At 30.7% G+C, this 17,030-nt stretch carries 19 protein-coding genes and 4 tRNA genes; 20 read left to right on the top strand and 3 right to left on the bottom strand.

Annotation, left to right across the window (positions count from 1 at the left end; all coding sequences use genetic code 11):
* Window positions 1-76: 76 nt before the first annotated feature.
* The 4 genes from pdxS (at window position 77) to CSPT_RS07675 (ending at window position 5,140) form a co-directional block, all read left to right on the top strand.
* On the top strand, window positions 77-919 hold the full coding sequence (pdxS, locus tag CSPT_RS07690; protein ID WP_089183053.1) for a pyridoxal 5'-phosphate synthase lyase subunit PdxS: 843 nt from the start codon (window positions 77-79) through the stop codon (window positions 917-919).
* A 187-nt stretch (window positions 920-1,106) separates the two neighbouring features.
* Complete coding sequence (locus tag CSPT_RS07685; RefSeq protein WP_089183052.1) at window positions 1,107-2,453, top strand: sodium-dependent transporter; 1,347 nt, start codon at window positions 1,107-1,109, stop codon at window positions 2,451-2,453.
* A 3-nt stretch (window positions 2,454-2,456) separates the two neighbouring features.
* Window positions 2,457-3,797, top strand: coding sequence for a sodium-dependent transporter (locus CSPT_RS07680; RefSeq protein WP_089183051.1), 1,341 nt, complete (start codon window positions 2,457-2,459; stop codon window positions 3,795-3,797).
* 2 nt (window positions 3,798-3,799) lie between these two features.
* Window positions 3,800-5,140, top strand: coding sequence for a sodium-dependent transporter (locus tag CSPT_RS07675; RefSeq protein ID WP_089183050.1), 1,341 nt, complete (start codon window positions 3,800-3,802; stop codon window positions 5,138-5,140).
* Here the strand turns inward: CSPT_RS07675 and CSPT_RS07670 are convergent.
* The 3 genes from CSPT_RS07670 to CSPT_RS07660 are packed head-to-tail and all read right to left on the bottom strand — an operon-like array spanning window position 5,137 to window position 7,036.
* Window positions 5,137-5,904 (bottom strand): UDP-N-acetylmuramate dehydrogenase, encoded by a 768-nt coding sequence (locus CSPT_RS07670; RefSeq protein ID WP_235610059.1) that lies wholly within the window; start codon window positions 5,902-5,904, stop codon window positions 5,137-5,139. The genes CSPT_RS07675 and CSPT_RS07670 overlap by 4 nt on opposite strands.
* Window positions 5,901-6,167 carry a flagellar biosynthesis protein FliQ gene (gene fliQ, locus CSPT_RS07665; protein ID WP_089183048.1) on the bottom strand — a complete coding sequence of 89 codons (267 nt, stop codon included), beginning with the start codon at window positions 6,165-6,167 and terminating at the stop codon, window positions 5,901-5,903. The genes CSPT_RS07670 and fliQ overlap by 4 nt, the downstream gene beginning before the upstream one ends.
* 2 nt (window positions 6,168-6,169) lie before the next feature.
* A complete protein-coding gene (locus tag CSPT_RS07660; RefSeq protein WP_089183047.1) occupies window positions 6,170-7,036 on the bottom strand; it encodes a menaquinone biosynthesis family protein in 867 nt (288 codons plus the stop codon).
* A 162-nt stretch (window positions 7,037-7,198) separates the two neighbouring features.
* On the opposite strand from CSPT_RS07660, the gene CSPT_RS07655 reads away from it, so the two are divergent.
* The 16 genes from CSPT_RS07655 (at window position 7,199) to mrdA (ending at window position 16,999) form a co-directional block, all read left to right on the top strand.
* A tRNA-Val gene (locus tag CSPT_RS07655) sits at window positions 7,199-7,274 on the top strand.
* Window positions 7,275-7,290: 16 nt separating this feature from the next.
* Window positions 7,291-7,367 (top strand) — tRNA-Asp (locus CSPT_RS07650).
* 6 nt (window positions 7,368-7,373) lie between these two features.
* Window positions 7,374-7,446: transfer RNA gene (locus tag CSPT_RS07645), tRNA-Lys, on the top strand.
* Window positions 7,447-7,449: 3 nt separating this feature from the next.
* Window positions 7,450-7,524, top strand: a tRNA-Glu gene (locus CSPT_RS07640).
* 126 nt (window positions 7,525-7,650) lie between these two features.
* On the top strand, window positions 7,651-8,895 hold the full coding sequence (locus tag CSPT_RS07635; RefSeq protein WP_089183046.1) for a GGDEF domain-containing response regulator: 1,245 nt from the start codon (window positions 7,651-7,653) through the stop codon (window positions 8,893-8,895).
* Window positions 8,892-9,680 (top strand): TatD family hydrolase, encoded by a 789-nt coding sequence (locus CSPT_RS07630; RefSeq protein WP_089183045.1) that lies wholly within the window; start codon window positions 8,892-8,894, stop codon window positions 9,678-9,680. Before CSPT_RS07635 ends, CSPT_RS07630 begins: the two co-directional genes overlap by 4 nt.
* Window positions 9,681-9,688: 8 nt before the next feature.
* Window positions 9,689-10,906, top strand: coding sequence for a lytic transglycosylase domain-containing protein (locus CSPT_RS07625; RefSeq protein WP_089183044.1), 1,218 nt, complete (start codon window positions 9,689-9,691; stop codon window positions 10,904-10,906).
* A 49-nt stretch (window positions 10,907-10,955) separates the two neighbouring features.
* Window positions 10,956-11,657 carry a septal ring lytic transglycosylase RlpA family protein gene (locus tag CSPT_RS09185; RefSeq protein WP_115636366.1) on the top strand — a complete coding sequence of 234 codons (702 nt, stop codon included), beginning with the start codon at window positions 10,956-10,958 and terminating at the stop codon, window positions 11,655-11,657.
* A gap of 6 nt (window positions 11,658-11,663) precedes the next feature.
* Complete coding sequence (hisB, locus tag CSPT_RS09180) at window positions 11,664-12,236, top strand: imidazoleglycerol-phosphate dehydratase HisB (RefSeq protein WP_115636327.1); 573 nt, start codon at window positions 11,664-11,666, stop codon at window positions 12,234-12,236.
* Window positions 12,233-12,715, top strand: a complete 483-nt coding sequence (locus tag CSPT_RS07615; RefSeq protein WP_089183043.1) for a KdsC family phosphatase — start codon at window positions 12,233-12,235, stop codon at window positions 12,713-12,715. The genes hisB and CSPT_RS07615 overlap by 4 nt, the downstream gene beginning before the upstream one ends.
* Window positions 12,709-13,227 (top strand): LPS export ABC transporter periplasmic protein LptC, encoded by a 519-nt coding sequence (gene lptC / locus CSPT_RS07610; RefSeq protein ID WP_089183042.1) that lies wholly within the window; start codon window positions 12,709-12,711, stop codon window positions 13,225-13,227. Before CSPT_RS07615 ends, lptC begins: the two co-directional genes overlap by 7 nt.
* Window positions 13,209-13,685, top strand: a complete 477-nt coding sequence (locus CSPT_RS07605) for an LptA/OstA family protein (RefSeq protein ID WP_089183041.1) — start codon at window positions 13,209-13,211, stop codon at window positions 13,683-13,685. Before lptC ends, CSPT_RS07605 begins: the two co-directional genes overlap by 19 nt.
* The gene (gene yihA, locus CSPT_RS07600) at window positions 13,682-14,278 is read left to right on the top strand and encodes a ribosome biogenesis GTP-binding protein YihA/YsxC (RefSeq protein WP_089183040.1); all 597 of its coding nucleotides are present in this window, start codon (window positions 13,682-13,684) and stop codon (window positions 14,276-14,278) included. The genes CSPT_RS07605 and yihA overlap by 4 nt, the downstream gene beginning before the upstream one ends.
* Window positions 14,275-14,733, top strand: coding sequence for an N-acetyltransferase (locus CSPT_RS07595; RefSeq protein WP_089183039.1), 459 nt, complete (start codon window positions 14,275-14,277; stop codon window positions 14,731-14,733). The genes yihA and CSPT_RS07595 overlap by 4 nt, the downstream gene beginning before the upstream one ends.
* Before the next feature lie 53 nt (window positions 14,734-14,786).
* The gene (locus tag CSPT_RS07590) at window positions 14,787-15,188 is read left to right on the top strand and encodes a hypothetical protein (protein WP_143297539.1); all 402 of its coding nucleotides are present in this window, start codon (window positions 14,787-14,789) and stop codon (window positions 15,186-15,188) included.
* Entirely contained in the window at window positions 15,185-16,999 is a 1,815-nt protein-coding gene (gene mrdA, locus CSPT_RS07585) for a penicillin-binding protein 2 (protein WP_089183037.1), read from the top strand. The genes CSPT_RS07590 and mrdA overlap by 4 nt, the downstream gene beginning before the upstream one ends.
* The last annotated feature ends 31 nt before the right edge of the window (window positions 17,000-17,030 follow it).

The following is a 17,030-nucleotide window of genomic DNA, read 5'->3' as shown; positions in this document are numbered from 1 at the left end:
AAATTTAAGTTTTATATGGTTATTATCATAACTTGTGATAAATTTTATAAAAATAAAACTATTTTGGAGAAAAAGTATGGATATTTATAGTAAGCTTCTTGGTGGAGTTATAATGGATGTTACAGATGTACAGCAAGCAAAAATAGCACAAGATGCTGGTGCTGTTGCTGTTATGGCACTTGAAAGAGTTCCTGCTGATATAAGAGCAGCTGGCGGTGTATCTAGGATGAGTGATCCAAAAATGATAGAAGATATCATGAAAGCTGTAAGCATTCCAGTGATGGCAAAAGTTAGGATAGGTCATTTTGTAGAAGCTCAAGTTTTAGAGAGTTTGGGTATAGATTTTATAGATGAGTCTGAGGTTTTAAGTCCCGCTGATGATGCTAATCATATAGATAAAAAAATATTTAAAACACCTTTTGTTTGTGGTGCTAGAAATTTAGGCGAAGCATTAAGGCGTGTTAGTGAAGGTGCTAAAATGATACGAACAAAAGGTGAAGCTGGAACAGGTGATGTTGTCCAAGCTGTTAAACACTTAAGACAAATAATGGGCGAAATATCGCATGTAGCTGCCTTGAGTGAGGATGAATTATATAGTGCTGCAAAAGAGTATGGTGCTAGTATAGAGCTTATTAGATATGTTTATGAAAATAAAAAACTTCCAGTTTTAAATTTTTCAGCAGGCGGTGTTGCAACTCCAGCAGATGCTGCACTTATGAGACAACTTGGGGCAGAGGGCGTATTTGTAGGAAGCGGTATATTTAAATCAGGTAATCCTGCAAAAAGGGCAAATGCTATAGTTAAAGCTGTGGCGAATTATAATAATCCAGACGTTATACTGGAAGTTTCTAAGGAACTTGGTGAAGCTATGGTTGGCATAAACGAGGAAGAAATTAAGACTATTATGTCTTTAAGATAATTATCATGCAAGCTTAGGCTTGCATAATTTTTGTTTAAAATACTAAATTATAAATAATAACTACAATTAAAATACTTTTACATGATGAATTTTAATGTATTTGATTTTTTAAGCTTAAAATTATATTATTTAAGCTTTGTTTTGATAACATTAAACTTTTAATTTTAAAAAATATGGATATTTGTTTATGAATGATAAATTTAGTCGCATAGGGTTTATTTTAGCTGTTGCTGGAAGTGCTGTAGGGCTTGGAAATGCTTGGAAATTTCCGACATTGGTTGGACAAAACGGCGGAAGTGCATTTGTGTGCTTGTATCTTTTGCTTACACTTTGCGTTGGATTTGTTATATTTTTAGCAGAGCTTAGCATTGGAAAATTAAGCGGGAAAGATCCCGTAAATGCATATAAGGCTTTAAGCAGTGAAAAAAGTTCTTGGAAATTTGTTGGCTTTAGTATGCTTGGTGCGATTTTGATAGTTAGTTTTTATAGTATTATTATCGGTTGGACTGTTTATTATGTGTATTTGAGTTTTTTTTCGCTTCCAAGCGATATACAAAGCAGCAAAATTGTTTTTGAAAATTTACTTACAAATGGCTTATTTTCTCAATTTATTAGTTTTAGTATAGTTTTTGTTTGCATTTTTCTTGTTGTTTCAAGAGGTGTAAAAAACGGCATAGAAAAATTAAATGTTTGGATGATGCCAACACTTTTTATCATACTTGTCTTAATGCTAATTTACTCATTTACAATGAATGGATTTATGGATGCTTTTAAATTTCTGTTTTTACCAGATTTTAGCAAACTTGGCGTGAGTGCTGTTTTACAAGCTTTGGGTCTAGCATTTTTTAGCCTTTCTATAGGTGCAGGTTCTGTTATAACTTATAGTGCTAGTTTGAATGATAATACAAATTTCGTTTCTAGCACTTTATACATTATACTTATAAATATTTTAATCGGTCTTATGATGGGGCTTGTTGTATTTACTTTCATTTTTGAGTTTAATGCCGATGTTTCACAAGGTCCAGGACTTATATTTATATCTTTAACTACGCTTTTTGCAAAACTTGGGATAATTGGAAATATTTTAGCGATAATGTTTTTTATAGCACTGTTTTTTGCTGGATTAACAAGTGCTGTTTCTATGGTAGAACCATTTGCTTTTTATCTTATTAATACTTACAAAATGCAAAGAAAAAATGCACTTATTTTAATAGGTCTCATAGTTTATTTGCTTTCTAGTATGTGTATTTTGTCTTATTATACCGCTACGAGTGATAAATTTAGCTTTTTTGATATGAGTTTTTTTGATATTTTGGATTATTTAGCGTCTAATATAATAATGCCTCTTGGTGGATTTTTCGCTGCGATTTTTGTAGGTTATGTTATCAAAAGAGATACAATAAAGAAATTTTTGGGAAAATACTTAAAAGGTGTGTATTTTGAAATTTGGTATTTCTTTTTAAGATTTGTTTCGCCTTTTGCTGTTATTGTGATAATGGCTTATGAGCTGTTTTTCAAAAAAATGATAGGATAAAATATGAATGAGAAATTTAGTCGCATAGGGTTTATTTTAGCTGTTGCAGGAAGTGCTGTAGGACTTGGAAATGCTTGGAAATTTCCAACTTTGGTCGGACAAAACGGCGGAAGTGCATTTATACTTTTGTATCTTATCTTAACGCTTAGTGTGAGTTTTGTGATATTTTTAGCAGAAATTGTAATAGGTAGATTATCAGAAAGCGATGCAGTAAATGCATTTAGAAAACTAGCTCCAAACAATAAGGAAAAATGGAAATTTGCTGGATTTTTTATGATAGGGGCTTTGCTTATTTACTCTTTTTATTCGGTTGTTATGGGCTGGATTTTAAAATACACAGTTACTATCGTAGTTTATTTGCCAAAAAATATCGATGAGAGTGGGGCTACATTTAATGCTTTACTTGGTAATGATTTTTTTGTATCTTTTATATGCTTTACGATTTGCTCTTTGGTTTCATTTTATATAGTTTCAAAAGGTGTAAAAAATGGCATAGAAAAACTAAATGTTTGGATGATGCCAGCACTTTTTATATTGCTTTTGCTTATGGTTGCTTATTCGCTTAGTTATGATGGATTTTTAAAAAGCTTGTCATTTTTGTTGGTTCCAGATTTTTCGGCTTTAAATAAAGATAGTGTTTTATCTGCACTTGGACTTGCATTTTTTACACTTTCTCTTGGCGTAACAACGATAATAACATACGCTGCAAGTTTGCCAGAAAAAACAAATATATTAACATCGAGTTTGAGTATAGTTTTTATAAACATTTTAATAGGTATAATGATGGGACTTGTTGTTTTTACATTTATATTTGAGTTTAATGCAGATCCATCGCAACAAGGTCCTGGACTTATTTTCATCTCTTTGACCGTGCTTTTTGCAAAACTTGGAATAATTGGAAATATTTTAGCTTTTGCATTTTTCCTTTCTTTGCTTTTTGCTGCTATAACTTCTGCTATATCGATGATAGAGCCAAGCATATATTATCTTGTAAATTCTCACAATATGACGCGTAAAAATGCAATTATTGCTATTTTTATATTTACATATATTTTGGGTGTTTTTTGTATTTTAGGGTATTATAGTAAAACGGCTGATGTTTTTAGCTTATTTGGAAAGAGTTTTTTTGATATATTAGATTATTTAACATCAAATATCATGATGCCATTAAGCGGCATAGTAACTTCTATATTTGTTGGATTTGTAATGAAAAAAGGTCCGATTGAGATTTTGTTAAGACCTTATATGGGAAAAAAACTTTTTAATATTTGGTATGTTTTGCTTAGATATGTTGCACCCTTTGCAGTGCTTGTTATAATGATAAATCAAGTGTTTTTTTCTTAGCCATGAATGATAAATTTACTCGTTTAGGTTTTATACTCTCAGTTGCAGGCGGTGCTGTAGGACTTGGCAATGCTTGGAAATTTCCAACTTTAGTAGGACAAAACGGCGGTTTTGCCTTTGTATTGTTATATCTTGTGCTTACTTTGAGCATAGGTTTTAGTATATTTTTAGCAGAAATGGCTATGGGAAGGCTTAGCGGAAAAGATCCGGTAAATTCGTATAAAAACTTAGCTCCGTCGCATTTAAAAAACTGGAAATATGCCGGTTTTACAATGCTTGGTGGAATTTTTGTTTTGTCTTTTTATCTTGTGATAATGGGATGGGTCATAAGATACATTTTTATATCTTTTAGTGCCCTACCTCAAGATATAGAGACATCTGGCAAACTTTTTGGCAATTTTATAACAAATGATTTGAATGGAAATTTGTTTTTTTATTTTTTAGCCTTTTTTAGCACTTTAGCAGTAGTTTCAAAAGGTATAAAAAGCGGCATAGAAAAACTAAATGTTTATGTAATGCCAACTCTTTTTATACTGCTTTTAGCAATGCTTATTTACTCATTTAGTATGGAAGGTTTTAGCAAGGCTTTTGTTTTTCTTTTTAAGCCAGATTTTTCTAAAATAACTTTTGATGTCGTTTTGACGGCTCTTGGACTTGCGTTTTTTACACTTTGTGTTGGCATCGGATGTATTACAACTTACGCAGCTTCTCTAGAAGATGATACAAATTTAGTAAAAAGTTCCATTAGTATAGTTTTTATAAATATTTTAATCGGTCTTATGATGGGGCTTATAGTTTTTACATTTGTTTTTGAATTTAACGCAGATCCATCTACTCAGGGTGCGGGACTTGTTTTTGTTAGTTTGATGACACTTTTTGCAAAAATTGGCATAATTGGAAATGTCTTAGCGGTAACTTTTTTCGTGTCATTGTATTTTGCAGGAATCACAAGTGCAGTTTCTATGATAGAGCCGTTTGTGTTTTATCTAATAAACGAATATAAAATTTCTCGCCTTAAAGCTTTAAGTTTTTGTGGTGTTTTGATTATATTTTTAAGCACTTTGTGTATTTTATCTATGCACTCTTCTTTTGGTGCTAAATTTACATTTTTTGATAAAAGTTTCTTTGATATTTTGGATTTTGTTAGTTCAAATTTAATGCTACCTTTGGGTGCATTTTTAACTGCAATTTTTGTTGGCTATATAATGGATAAAAATAAAATTTATAATCTATATAAAAAAGATATGAGTGGATTTTGGTTTAAAATTTGGTATAACTTTTTAAGATATATTGCACCAGTTTGCGTTGTTGTTATAGTTGTAAAACAGATATTTTTTAGCTAAATAATAACAACTTCTGTTTGAAGCAAAACACCAAATTTCTCGTAAGTTAGCTTTTTTGCCAGATTGATAAGGTGCATTGCTTCTTCATACGATCCGCCACCATAGTTGATTAAAAAATTTGCGTGTTTTTCGCTAAAACCGCAATTTCCGTATCTATAGCCTTTTAATCCAGAAAGTTCTATCAGTCTTCCTGCACTATCGTTTGGAGGATTTTTAAAACAACTTCCAAAACTATATCCTTTTGGTTGATTTGATCTTTTTGATGCTATATTTTTGCAAATTTCGTTATCAAATCCACTAATAGCATTAAAATTTGCTTCAAAAATGATACCCTTTATATCGCTTTTTCTATATTCAAATTTGATATCATCTTTGTTAAAAATGCTTAAATTTGTTTTTAAATTTATTAGATTATCGGATATATTGTATCCACAAAGTCCAGCATTCATTATAAGAAGTCCGCCAAGAGTTCCAGGGATCCCAGCTAAAAACTCAAAACCTTTGATGTTGTGTTGTTTTGTAAAATTGTAAATTTTAGCACTTTTGGTTTTTGCTCCAATTCTTAAAATACCATTTTCAAATTTAATAAAATTAAATTTATTATCTAAAATTCCGAGTTTTGGTGGATTTGGCGATACTAAAATATTATTTGCACCGCCTATCATAATGCCGCTAAATTTAGATTTTTCATCTACTATTTCAACTTCGCAAGTAGAGCCTATACGAACAGAGCTAAATTTAGAAAAGTCGATTATTTTTTTCAAAATATAAACTTAGGTATGAAGTTAAACATATTTGTAGTAAAGTCTATCATCATATTCATCATCCAAGGCATTGTAAATACGATAACAATAACAACTAAAATTATTTTCGGTACAAAACTTAGCGTCATTTCATTTATTTGCGTGGTTGCTTGAAAAATACTTATGGTAAGACCGGCTATAAGACCGGCTAAAAGCATGGGAAGCGATAGATATAAAGCTATTTTAAATGTTTCTATTCCAAGTTTTATGAGTGTTGATTCCATATTTACGAGTTCCTAATATTTTCATAATCTGTTGGTATTAAATAATCATTTATATCTATTAGCTTATGGAAAAAATTAGCCCTAAAACCAAGCTCAAAAAGCTTATTTGCTGCTTTTAGTTGAAGTTCATTCATGCTAATAGACTCGGCATTTGCATAAAGACCAAGATATTTTTCAAGTTTTATCTCATCAACTCTTATCATATTTCTTTGCATTAACATGGATGATAATGTTTTTGCATTATCGTGGGCTACTTTTACAGCTTTTGTAAGCGTTTTTTCGCACTCTATAGCATCAACTAGCGGCATACTTCTTCTTAAAGCCATACAACCTAAAGGAAAAGGCAAATTTCCGCCACTTAGTTCATTCCAAATATCCCAAAGTTCTCTTTCAACACAAAGTGAGCTATCAAATTCTAAAATACTTTCATGTATCAAAACTCCAGCGTCAACTTCGCCATTTAAAACTGCATTTTCTATATCTAAAAAATTCTTATAAATAATTTTTGCTTGTGGGTATGCTATGCGAAAAATAAGTGCATTGCTTGTATTTTCTCCACTTAATGCAACCTTGAAGTTTTTCTTTAAGCTAACACCTTTTTTCTTTATAAGTTTTGGTCCATATCCATCTCCAAAACTTACAGCACATCTTAACATTGCATAATCATCGGCTATTTTTGGATACAAGCCAAAACTAATAGCTGTCGCATCATATGTTCCTTTGATAGCTTCAACATTTAATGTTTCTATATCAAGAGCTATATTTTTAAAGCTAAGCGTTTTGCTAGTAACCCAGCCAAATTTGATAGCCATATACATAAAAATATCATCAGCATCTGGAGAGTGTGCTACACTTATGTTTTTTTTCAAAATCAGTCCTTTTTATAAGATTTTACCATAAAAAGTCATAAAAATAAATAAGGTAAAATTAGAAATATTTTTTTATAGAAGCTTTATAAATTTATAAAAATTTATTTTTCTTGACTTTTGAAAATTATTTTTATATAATTGCAACTTTCTTAGTTGTTTTATGGTCGCTTAGCTCAGTTGGTAGAGCGCCACCCTTACAAGGTGGATGTCATAAGTTCGAGTCTTATAGCGACCACCATATCATTATATTAGGTGCAGCGGTAGTTCAGCTGGTTAGAATGCCGCCCTGTCACGGCGGAGGTCGCGAGTTCGAGCCTCGTCCGCTGCGCCACTACAAGTCTCGTTAGCTCAGCTGGTAGAGCATATCACTCTTAATGATGTGGCCGTAGGTTCGAACCCTACACGGGACACTCGGCTCCTTCGTCTAATGGTTAGGACGCTGGCCTCTCACGCCTGCAATACGAGTTCGAATCTCGTAGGAGTCACCATTTGATAAAATCCATACGTTAAAATAAATCACATGTTTGATTAAATTTAGTTTATACTTATTTAAGCTTAATAATAAAAAAAAATGTTAAAATATTGCATTATATATTAAAATAAGAAAGTTTATTATGATTAGTGATGAGAAAATACTTATAGTAGATGACAATAAAACTTTGGCTAAACTTATAGCTAGAAAAATGCAAAGTATTGTTGGTTTGAGTGTTGATGTTGCATATGATTTTGCTGAGGCTAGAGATTTAATGGATGATAATAAAAACTACTTTCTAGCACTGCTTGATTTAAATTTACCAGATGCTCCTTATGGCGAAATAGTTGATTATGCTATATCAAAAGGTATCTTGGTTATAGTTTTAACCGGAAGCACAGATGAGGAAACTAAAAAAACATTTATAGAAAAAAATATAGTTGATTATGTTTATAAGGGTGATAAACATAATGTTGATTATATTTTTGATACAGTAAATAGACTTTATAGAAACAGAAAGTATAAAGTTATGGTTGTTGATGATTCAATTCCTACTAGAAATATGATGAAAACCATTTTATCATCTCAACTTTTTAAGGTTTTTGCAGCAGCTCATGGCGAAGAAGCTATGGCGTATTTTGAGGACAACCCTGATATCAAATTGGTTTTAACTGATTATAATATGCCAGTAATGAATGGAATGGAGCTTACGCAAAATCTTAGAGAAAAACATGATAAAAACTCATTAATAATTCTAGCATTAACAAGCGAAAGTTCGGTTGCATCAGATTTTCTTAAGCGTGGTGCAAATGACTTTATCACAAAACCATTTAGCAAAGATGAGCTTGTTTGCAGGATAAATAACAACCTTGATGCTATGGAAAATATCTATAAGATTCTTGATCTTGCAAATAAAGATTTTTTAACAGGACTTTATAATAGAAGATATTTTTATGATGATATGGATAAATATAGACATGATTTTCCACTTCAAAGCTTTGCTGTATCTATGATAGATATTGATCATTTTAAAAAAGTAAATGATACCTATGGGCACGATGTTGGAGATGTAGTTATAAAAACTTTGGCAAAAGTTTTACTAAACAATACAAAAGGAAGTGATCTTGTATCAAGATTTGGCGGAGAAGAGTTTTGTGTTGTTTTAAGAAATATAACTAAAGAAGACGCTGCAAAAATGTTTGTTAAGATTCGTGCAGCCGTAGCTAACGAGTTGGTAAAAATCAAAGATTATGAGATAAGATTTACAATTTCAATCGGTTTTTGTATGAATGATGATAATTTAGATATTGATGAGCTTTTAGATAAGGCAGATGAGGCTTTATATAGAGCCAAAGAGGGTGGAAGAAATAGGGTAGAAATGGCATGATAATAGACACGCATTGTCATTTGGATGATGAATCTTTTGATAAAGATTTAGATGCTGTTATACAAAAAGCCTTTAATAATGGTGTAAAAAGTGTGATAATACCGGGAGCTGATTTACAAGATTTGCCAAAAGCAAGAGATATTGCTCATAGATATGAAAATGTATTTTTTGCAGCAGGAATTCATCCTTATCATATAGATAATTTTGATATTGAAATTTTAAAGGAATTTTTAAAAGATAGTAAATGTATAGCTGTTGGTGAATGCGGTTTGGATTATTTTAGATTGCCAAAAGATGAGCAAGAAAAAGAAAATATAAAGTCATTGCAAAAGCGATATTTTGGCTATCAAATAGAACTTGCAATGGATTTAAACAAACCTTTGATTATACATGCAAGAGAGGCTAATGAAGATATTTACCAAACTTTGCTAAAATACAAAGTTGATTTTAAAAAGGTGGTTTTACATTGTTTTAATGCTTCTTTATTATTGCTATCTTTAGCAAAATATGGAGCCTATTTTGGTATAGGTGGCGTTTTAACATTTAAAAATGCTAAAAATTTGGTTAAAATTTTAAGCGATATTCCACTTGAAAATTTATTAATAGAAACAGATGCCCCTTATTTGACACCAGAGCCTCATAGAGGGACTAGAAATGAGCCAGTTTATACTAAATATGTAGCTAGTAAAATGGCTGAAATTTTAAATATGGATGTAAATGAGATAGAAGAAATTACGACTAAAAATTCAAAAAAACTATTTAAAGAGTTAAATAGTGTGGTATAAGGAGAATCATGAGACGCATAATGGCTGTACTATTATGTTTTATTTTTACAACTCAACTTTTTGGCTATGCTAAAAGTAGTTATATAAATCAAATCAAAGTTCTTAAAGAATTAGATATTGATACAAGATATGCAAGCGATCCGATATTTTTATCGATTAAAGAAAATATCACTACAAGCGATAAAAAGGAATTTATAGATATTATCCAAGATGGATATAGTTATATACCAATGCTTAAAAAAATCATAGATGAAGCAGATATTCCCCACTCATTTTTATATCTTGCAATGGTGGAATCGGGTCTTTCCAATCATGCAAAATCAAATGCAAGTGCTGTTGGTATGTGGCAGTTTATGCAAGAAACTGCAAGGCTTTATGGATTAAAAATAGACAAATATGTAGATGAAAGAAAAGATCCAATAGCTGCTACAAAAGCTGCAATTTCATATCTAAAAGATTTAAAAGGTAAATTTGGTAAATGGTATTTAGCAGCCATAGCTTATAACTGTGGCGAAGGTAGGCTTGGAAGAGCCATAAAAACAGCTGGAAGCGATGATTTAACAACACTTCTAGATCCGCAAAAAAAATATCTTCCATTAGAAACAAGAATGTTTATAAGAAAAATTCTCTCAGCTGCTTATATAGCGGAGGACAATGACTTTATAATTTCAAATAATTCAGCTTTATTAAATAGACCAAATAAAATAAATGTTACCAAGGTTATTGTTCCTGGCGGAACACCATTATCGCAGATAAGTGATAGTATCGGGCTTAGTTTAAATAAAATGAAAATTTACAACCCTCATTTAAAAAACGATATTACTCCGCCAAATACAAAAAATTACTATGTTTATATACCTGCAAATAAACAAGGGCTTTTTGCTAATAACTTTGATCCTAAAAAACAAATCAAAAAAAATATATATGTAGTAAAAAATGGCGATACTATTAGCGGTATAGCAAGTAGATTTAATACAGATTCTAGGACGATAAAAGACATTAATTCTTTAAAAACAGATAAATTATCTATAAATCAAGAGTTGATAGTGCCTGCTTTGGCAGTTAAAAATGCAAAAGAAATTTCTAAAAAAAATTATATTATACAAAAAGGTGATACGCTTTCTGGCATAGCTCAAAAATTTTCAGTTAGCGTAAAAAATTTAAAAAGTGTGAATAATATAGCTAGTTCAAATTTACGCATTGGAGAAAAAATTGTTATACCATAAATACTCGCTTATAAGCATAGTTATATGTCTAGTGTTTAGCGGGTGTTCCATGGGTGCACCTATTGTTTCGCCATCTAGAAATGATGGAGGAGTTATTATTAACTCACCAAATATGCATAGAGCTACCATGAGACCATATAAGGTTAATGGAAAAACATATTATCCGACTATTGTAAATGTTGGGGACATAGCAAGCGGTATTGCTAGTTGGTATGGACCTGATTTTCATGGTAAAAAAACATCCAATGGCGAAATTTATAATATGTATTCAATGACCGCAGCACATAAAACTTTGCCGATGAATACTGTTGTAAGAGTTACAAATTTAAGCAATTCTAAAGAGGTAGTCGTTAGGATAAATGATAGAGGACCTTTTGTTCAAAATAGGATTATAGATCTTTCCAAGAGTGCTGCAAGTAAGATAAATATGATAGCAACAGGCACTGCTCCTGTAAAAGTTGAAGTTATAGGATTTAACGGAGCTGTCAATACTGCATCTAAGTCCGTACCTGTTAGCTTTGAGGGCGGAAATTTTATGGTTCAAATTGGTGCATTTAGAAACATAGAAGGTGCAAGAGTATATGAGAGAAATTATCATGGTTCTGATGGATATAAAACGGTTGTAAAAACATATCGATTAGATAATAAGCCTATCCATAGAGTATTTTTAACTGGATTTAGAAGCGAAGATGAAGCGAGAGATTATGCAAAATCAGGCAAGATAGATGGAGCTTTTATAGTTAGAGAGTAGTATAAAATGATACAAAAATCAAGAAAAACCAAAGAAACAGATATAAGTATAGAACTTGAAATTTATGGGACTGGTAAGCATGATATAGACACTGGTATAGGTTTTTTTGATCATATGCTTAGTTCTTTTGCAAAACACTCTTTATTTGACCTTAAAATCAAAGCTAATGGTGATTTGAATGTTGATTTTCATCATACTGTTGAAGATGTAGGAATTTTGCTTGGAGAATGCCTAAAAGATAGTATTTATCCTCTTAATGGCGTAGAAAGATTTGGCGATAGTATAATAACCATGGATGAAGCTGCCATTAGTGTTGCTATTGATCTTTGCAATAGATTTTATTTAGTGTATGAAAGTATTGATAGTGGCAAAGTAGGCGATTTTGATATAGAGCTTGTTTGTGAGTTTTTTAGATCATTTAGTTTAAATGCTAGTATAAATTTACATATAGTAAAGCTAAGAGGAAGTAATTCTCATCATATCATAGAAGCTAGTTTTAAAGCCGTTGGTGTTGCATTAAGAAGGGCTTTGGTTAAAAACTCTAGAGTTGAAATTCCAAGCACAAAAGGCGTTTTATGATAGAGATTGTTTTTTTAGATGTTGATGGTTGTTTGACAGATGGAAAGATAATATATTCTCCACACGGCGAAATAAAAGAATTTGATGTAAAAGATGGTTTTGGCATAGAGGGCTGGTTAAAGCTGGGTAAAAAAGTAGCAATCATAACAAAAAGAAATTCTCCAAGAGTTGAAGAAAGAGCACGAGATCTTAAGATTAGTTATGTTTTTCAAGGTGTAAAAGATAAGCTAAAAACAGCTGAAGAAATTTTAAAAAAAGAAAATTTAAGTCTAGAAAATGCAGCTGCTATAGGCGATGATTATAATGATCAAGTTTTGTTAAGTAAAGTTAAAAGAAGTTTTAAGCCAAACGATGCTACAAATGGACTTCTTGTTCAAACTACTTTAACTCACAATGGTGGCAATGGTGCCATAAGAGAGATGATAGAAATATTAATGAAAGAAAATGGCATTTTTGAAGATTGGGTTAAAGTGTGGTAATAAAAATATTTTATTTTGTCATAGCACTTTTTAGTGTTTCAATGGCTCTTATTGCTTTTCAAAGTCCGTATTTAAAACAAATTTCTAAAATTGAAGTAGGCATTGCTGATATGCAAATGAATGGAGTTAAAAACTACGAGATAAATTCCAGCGGTATAAACGGACTTTATGAGGCAACAAAAGCTCTTAGAATAAATGACGATGATTATTTTTATGATTTCAAAGGAAAAATTCTAAGGGATGATACTGTGCATAATCTTCGTTCAGATGAAGGGATTTACAAGAAAGATGAGATTGTTTTCAAAAAAAATGCTTTTTATGAAAATAGCAATAATTTAAATTTTTCATCCCAAGAGATTATTTATGATATCAAAAATGGAATTGTAAAAAGCGATGTTGATTTTGTCGCCACACAAAATAAGGATAAAATTATCGGCAAAAGTGTAAAATACGATACCAAAAATAAGCAAATTTATGCAAAGGGTGTGCATTCATGGATAAATTTAAAATAAAAATCGCTTTTTTTACTATTTTGTTTTCTTCTATACTGTTTGCAGAACAAGTTGAGGTAACTGCTGACAATTTCTTTGCAGATGAGAAGAATTTTTATAGCGATTTAAAAGGAAATGTTGTTGTAAAAAAGGGCGATTACGATACGCTTTGGGCAGATAGCGTTAGAATAACATTTAATGAAAAAAAAGAACCCATCAAATACTTTGCCAAAGGCAATGCTAAATTTAAAGTTTTAGTAAATGAAAAACACTACGATGGAAATGCTGATGAACTAACCTATATACCTCAAAAACAGCTTTACATCATGGATGGAAAAGCTTATTTGCATGAAGAAGAAACCGATAAAAAGGTTTATGGTAATATCATAGAAGTAAATCAGATAAATGGAACTTATGAAGTAAAAAGTAAAGATAAAAAGCCAGTTAGAATGATTTTTCAAGTTGAGGATAAAAAGTGATAAAAGTAGCTGATGCTAAATTTATAACTTCATGTGTAAATTTAGAAAGCTCTCCTGAATTTTCTACAAGTGAAATTGTATTTTTAGGGCGTTCAAATGTTGGCAAAAGCAGTTTTATAAATGCTATTGCTTGCAACAAATCTTTAGCAAAAAGTTCATCAACTCCAGGTAAAACTAGACTTATAAATTTTTTCGATATTACATTTATGGATTTACAAGATAAATTCAGCCTTATTTTCGTAGATTTACCAGGATTTGGTTACGCAAAAGTTTCTAAAAAAGAGCAAGAAATTTGGAAAAAAAACTTAGATAAATTTTTAAATTTTAGAACCCAAATAAGACTTTTTGTCCATCTTATAGACTCAAGGCATATTGGTTTGGAATCTGATATAAATTTAAAAAATTATATAAATAAATTTAAAAGAGCTGATCAAGAATTCATAACATTTTATACTAAATGCGATAAATTAAATCAAAGTGAAAAAAGTGCTATTTTAAAATATGATAAAAATGCACATTTAGTATCTGTTTTAAAAGGCATTGGCATAGATGAAGCTAGGCAAATCATCGTAGATAGGAGCTTAAATTTGTGATTTTTTATAAAAAAGCTCTTTTAAAAGATATTTCTAGTATGCAAGATCTTGTTAAAATCGAAGTTGAAAAAGGCATTATACTTCCAAGAAATAAAGATGAAGTAGCAACAAATATCCGCTCTTACACTTTATGTTTTGAAGATGATACTTTGGCTGGATATGGTGCTTTACATATTCATAGTGATTTTTTAGCAGAAGTTAGAAGTTTGGTAGTATCTAAAGATTATAGAAATAGAGGTGTTGGTAGTGAAATTGTAAAAAAACTTTTAGCAGAAGCGAAATTTTATGGTGTAAAAAATGTTATGACGCTTACTTATAGAGATAAGTTTTTTATAAATTTAGGTTTTAAAATTATAGATAAATCAGAAATTCCTATGCAAAAAATTTGGGCTGATTGTATAAAATGTAAGCATTTTCCTATATGCGACGAAATAGCACTTATTTATCAAATATAAAATATATAATAAGTGTTTTAACACTTTTTTTATATCAAGTTTTTACCGTAATTATGCCATTACCACCGCTTATAGGCGTTGTTTTTTGTTATATGATAGTTATGCTTTTAAAAAAAGAAAAAACCCTTGGTAATCTTGGTAAAGATTGGTATGTTTGCATACTTTATCTGTTTTTTGTAGAGCAAATTCACGGATTTTACCTTTTTTCTATATTGATAGCATTTTTGCTTTTTTATAATTTTTTATTAGACTGGTTGCTAATAAATATGAAATATAGATCATTGATTTTAGTTGTAATAACGACTGGATCATATATTTGCATACTTTTAATAAATGAACTTTTTGCATATATGCAAAATAGCCAAGATTTTTTAAACTTTAACAAAGAGTATTTTGTTTTTATTGGTATAGAATCTTTTATATCTATATTTTTATTTCGTGAGAAAATATTATGAGAATGCGTCTTATTTTTGGGATAATTACTATTTTTTGGATTATTTTGCTTACGAGAATTTACTATTTATCTATAAAATCAAATAAATATTATGAAGAAATAGCAGAACAAAATGCAGTAAAAACTGAACTAATAGCACCAGTTAGAGGCAATATTTATGATATAAAAGGTAGACCCCTTGCTGTAAATAGACTTGGCTTTTCTATATCTATAAAACCGCATATAAGTAATAAAGAAGAGATTTTAGATGATGAGATAAATGCTATAGTTTCTTTATTTGGTGATTTAAATGCTACGAAAATCAAAAAAGATTATAAAAAAAATGATTCCCCTTATAATCAAGATTTTATAGAAGTTGTAGATTTTATAGATTATGATGCGATGCTTCCACACTTTGCCAAATTAGTTCTAAGGCATAATTTGCTTATAAAGCCGGCTTCGAAGCGACACTATCCTAATGATAACATAGCTTCACATGTTATAGGATATGTTGGTAGAGCAAATTTGGATGATTACAATAACGATCCTATGACAAAACTTACAAACTACACAGGTAGAAATGGTGTAGAAAGGTATTATAACTCTGTATTGCAAGGAATAAACGGAGAAAGAAAGACAAAGGTTACCGCACTAAATAAAGAAGTTGAGGAAATTTCATATACAAAGCCAAGAAGCCAAGATATAAAGCTTACAATAGATCTTGATTTGCAAAAATACATATATGAAAATTTTGAACATAGAGCCGGTGCTATAATTGTTATGGATTTAAATGATGGAGCTATTTTATCGGCAGTAAGTTTTCCAGAATACAATCTAAATCCTTTTGTAACTGGAATTAGTTATGAGCAGTGGAATAATATAGTAAATAGTCTAGATCACCCCTTTACAAATAAGTTGGTAAATGGTCTTTATCCACCAGCATCAACTATAAAAATGGCTAGTGCAATGGCATTTTTAGATAGTGGAAAAATGACAAAAGATGATGGATTTTTTTGTAGTGGAAGTTTTGAGTTAGGTGGGCGTAAATTTAGATGCTGGAAGAGTTCTGGACATGGATTTGTGAATTTAAATGATGCGATAAAATATAGTTGCGATGATTATTTTTACAAAGGAAGCTTTAAAGTTGGTATAGATGAAATGGTGCCTATATATGAAAAATTTGGTTTTGGTTACAAAACTAATGTTGATTTGCCAAACGAATTTGTTGGAACTGTGCCTAGTAGAAGTTGGAAAAAGCAAAAAACAGGGGAGAGCTGGTATCAAGGCGATACGCTTATTACATCTATTGGACAGGGTAGTTTTCTTGTAACTCCTATGCAAATGGCTAAATTTATAGGAGCGCTTGCAACAAATAAAAATATAACGCCTCATTTCTTAGATTCTATAGATGGACAAAAAGTCAAATTTGAAGTTACTGATTTATTTATAGATCCTAAAAAAATACAAAATTTATCGTATGTTAAAAAGGCTATGAAAGATGTTGCAAATAGCGAAGGTGGAACTGCTCTTAGGGTTTTATCTCAAAGTAATGTAACTCTTGGAACAAAAACGGGAACAGCTCAAGTTGTGGGTATTCCACAAAGCGAAAAAGTTCGTATGAAAGAAGCCGATATGGAATACTATCAAAGGTCTCACGCTTGGATGACAACATTTGGACCTTACGAAGAGCCAAAATACGCGGTAATTGTCTTAGTAGAACATGGTCAAAGTGGCGGTAGAGCAGGTGGACCAATAACTGTTAAAATATTTAATAAACTAGTAGAAATGGGTTATATAGATAAGAAATTTTTAAAGCAAAATCAAAAAAAATAGATTTAATTTTTATCTTTTATAGGATTAAAAC

It is taken from the genome of Campylobacter sputorum subsp. sputorum (assembly GCF_008245005.1).
GTDB lineage: Bacteria > Campylobacterota > Campylobacteria > Campylobacterales > Campylobacteraceae > Campylobacter_F > Campylobacter_F sputorum.
Note: the sequence above shows the minus strand (reverse complement) of the source record. Positions and strands in the feature narration are given on the sequence as shown.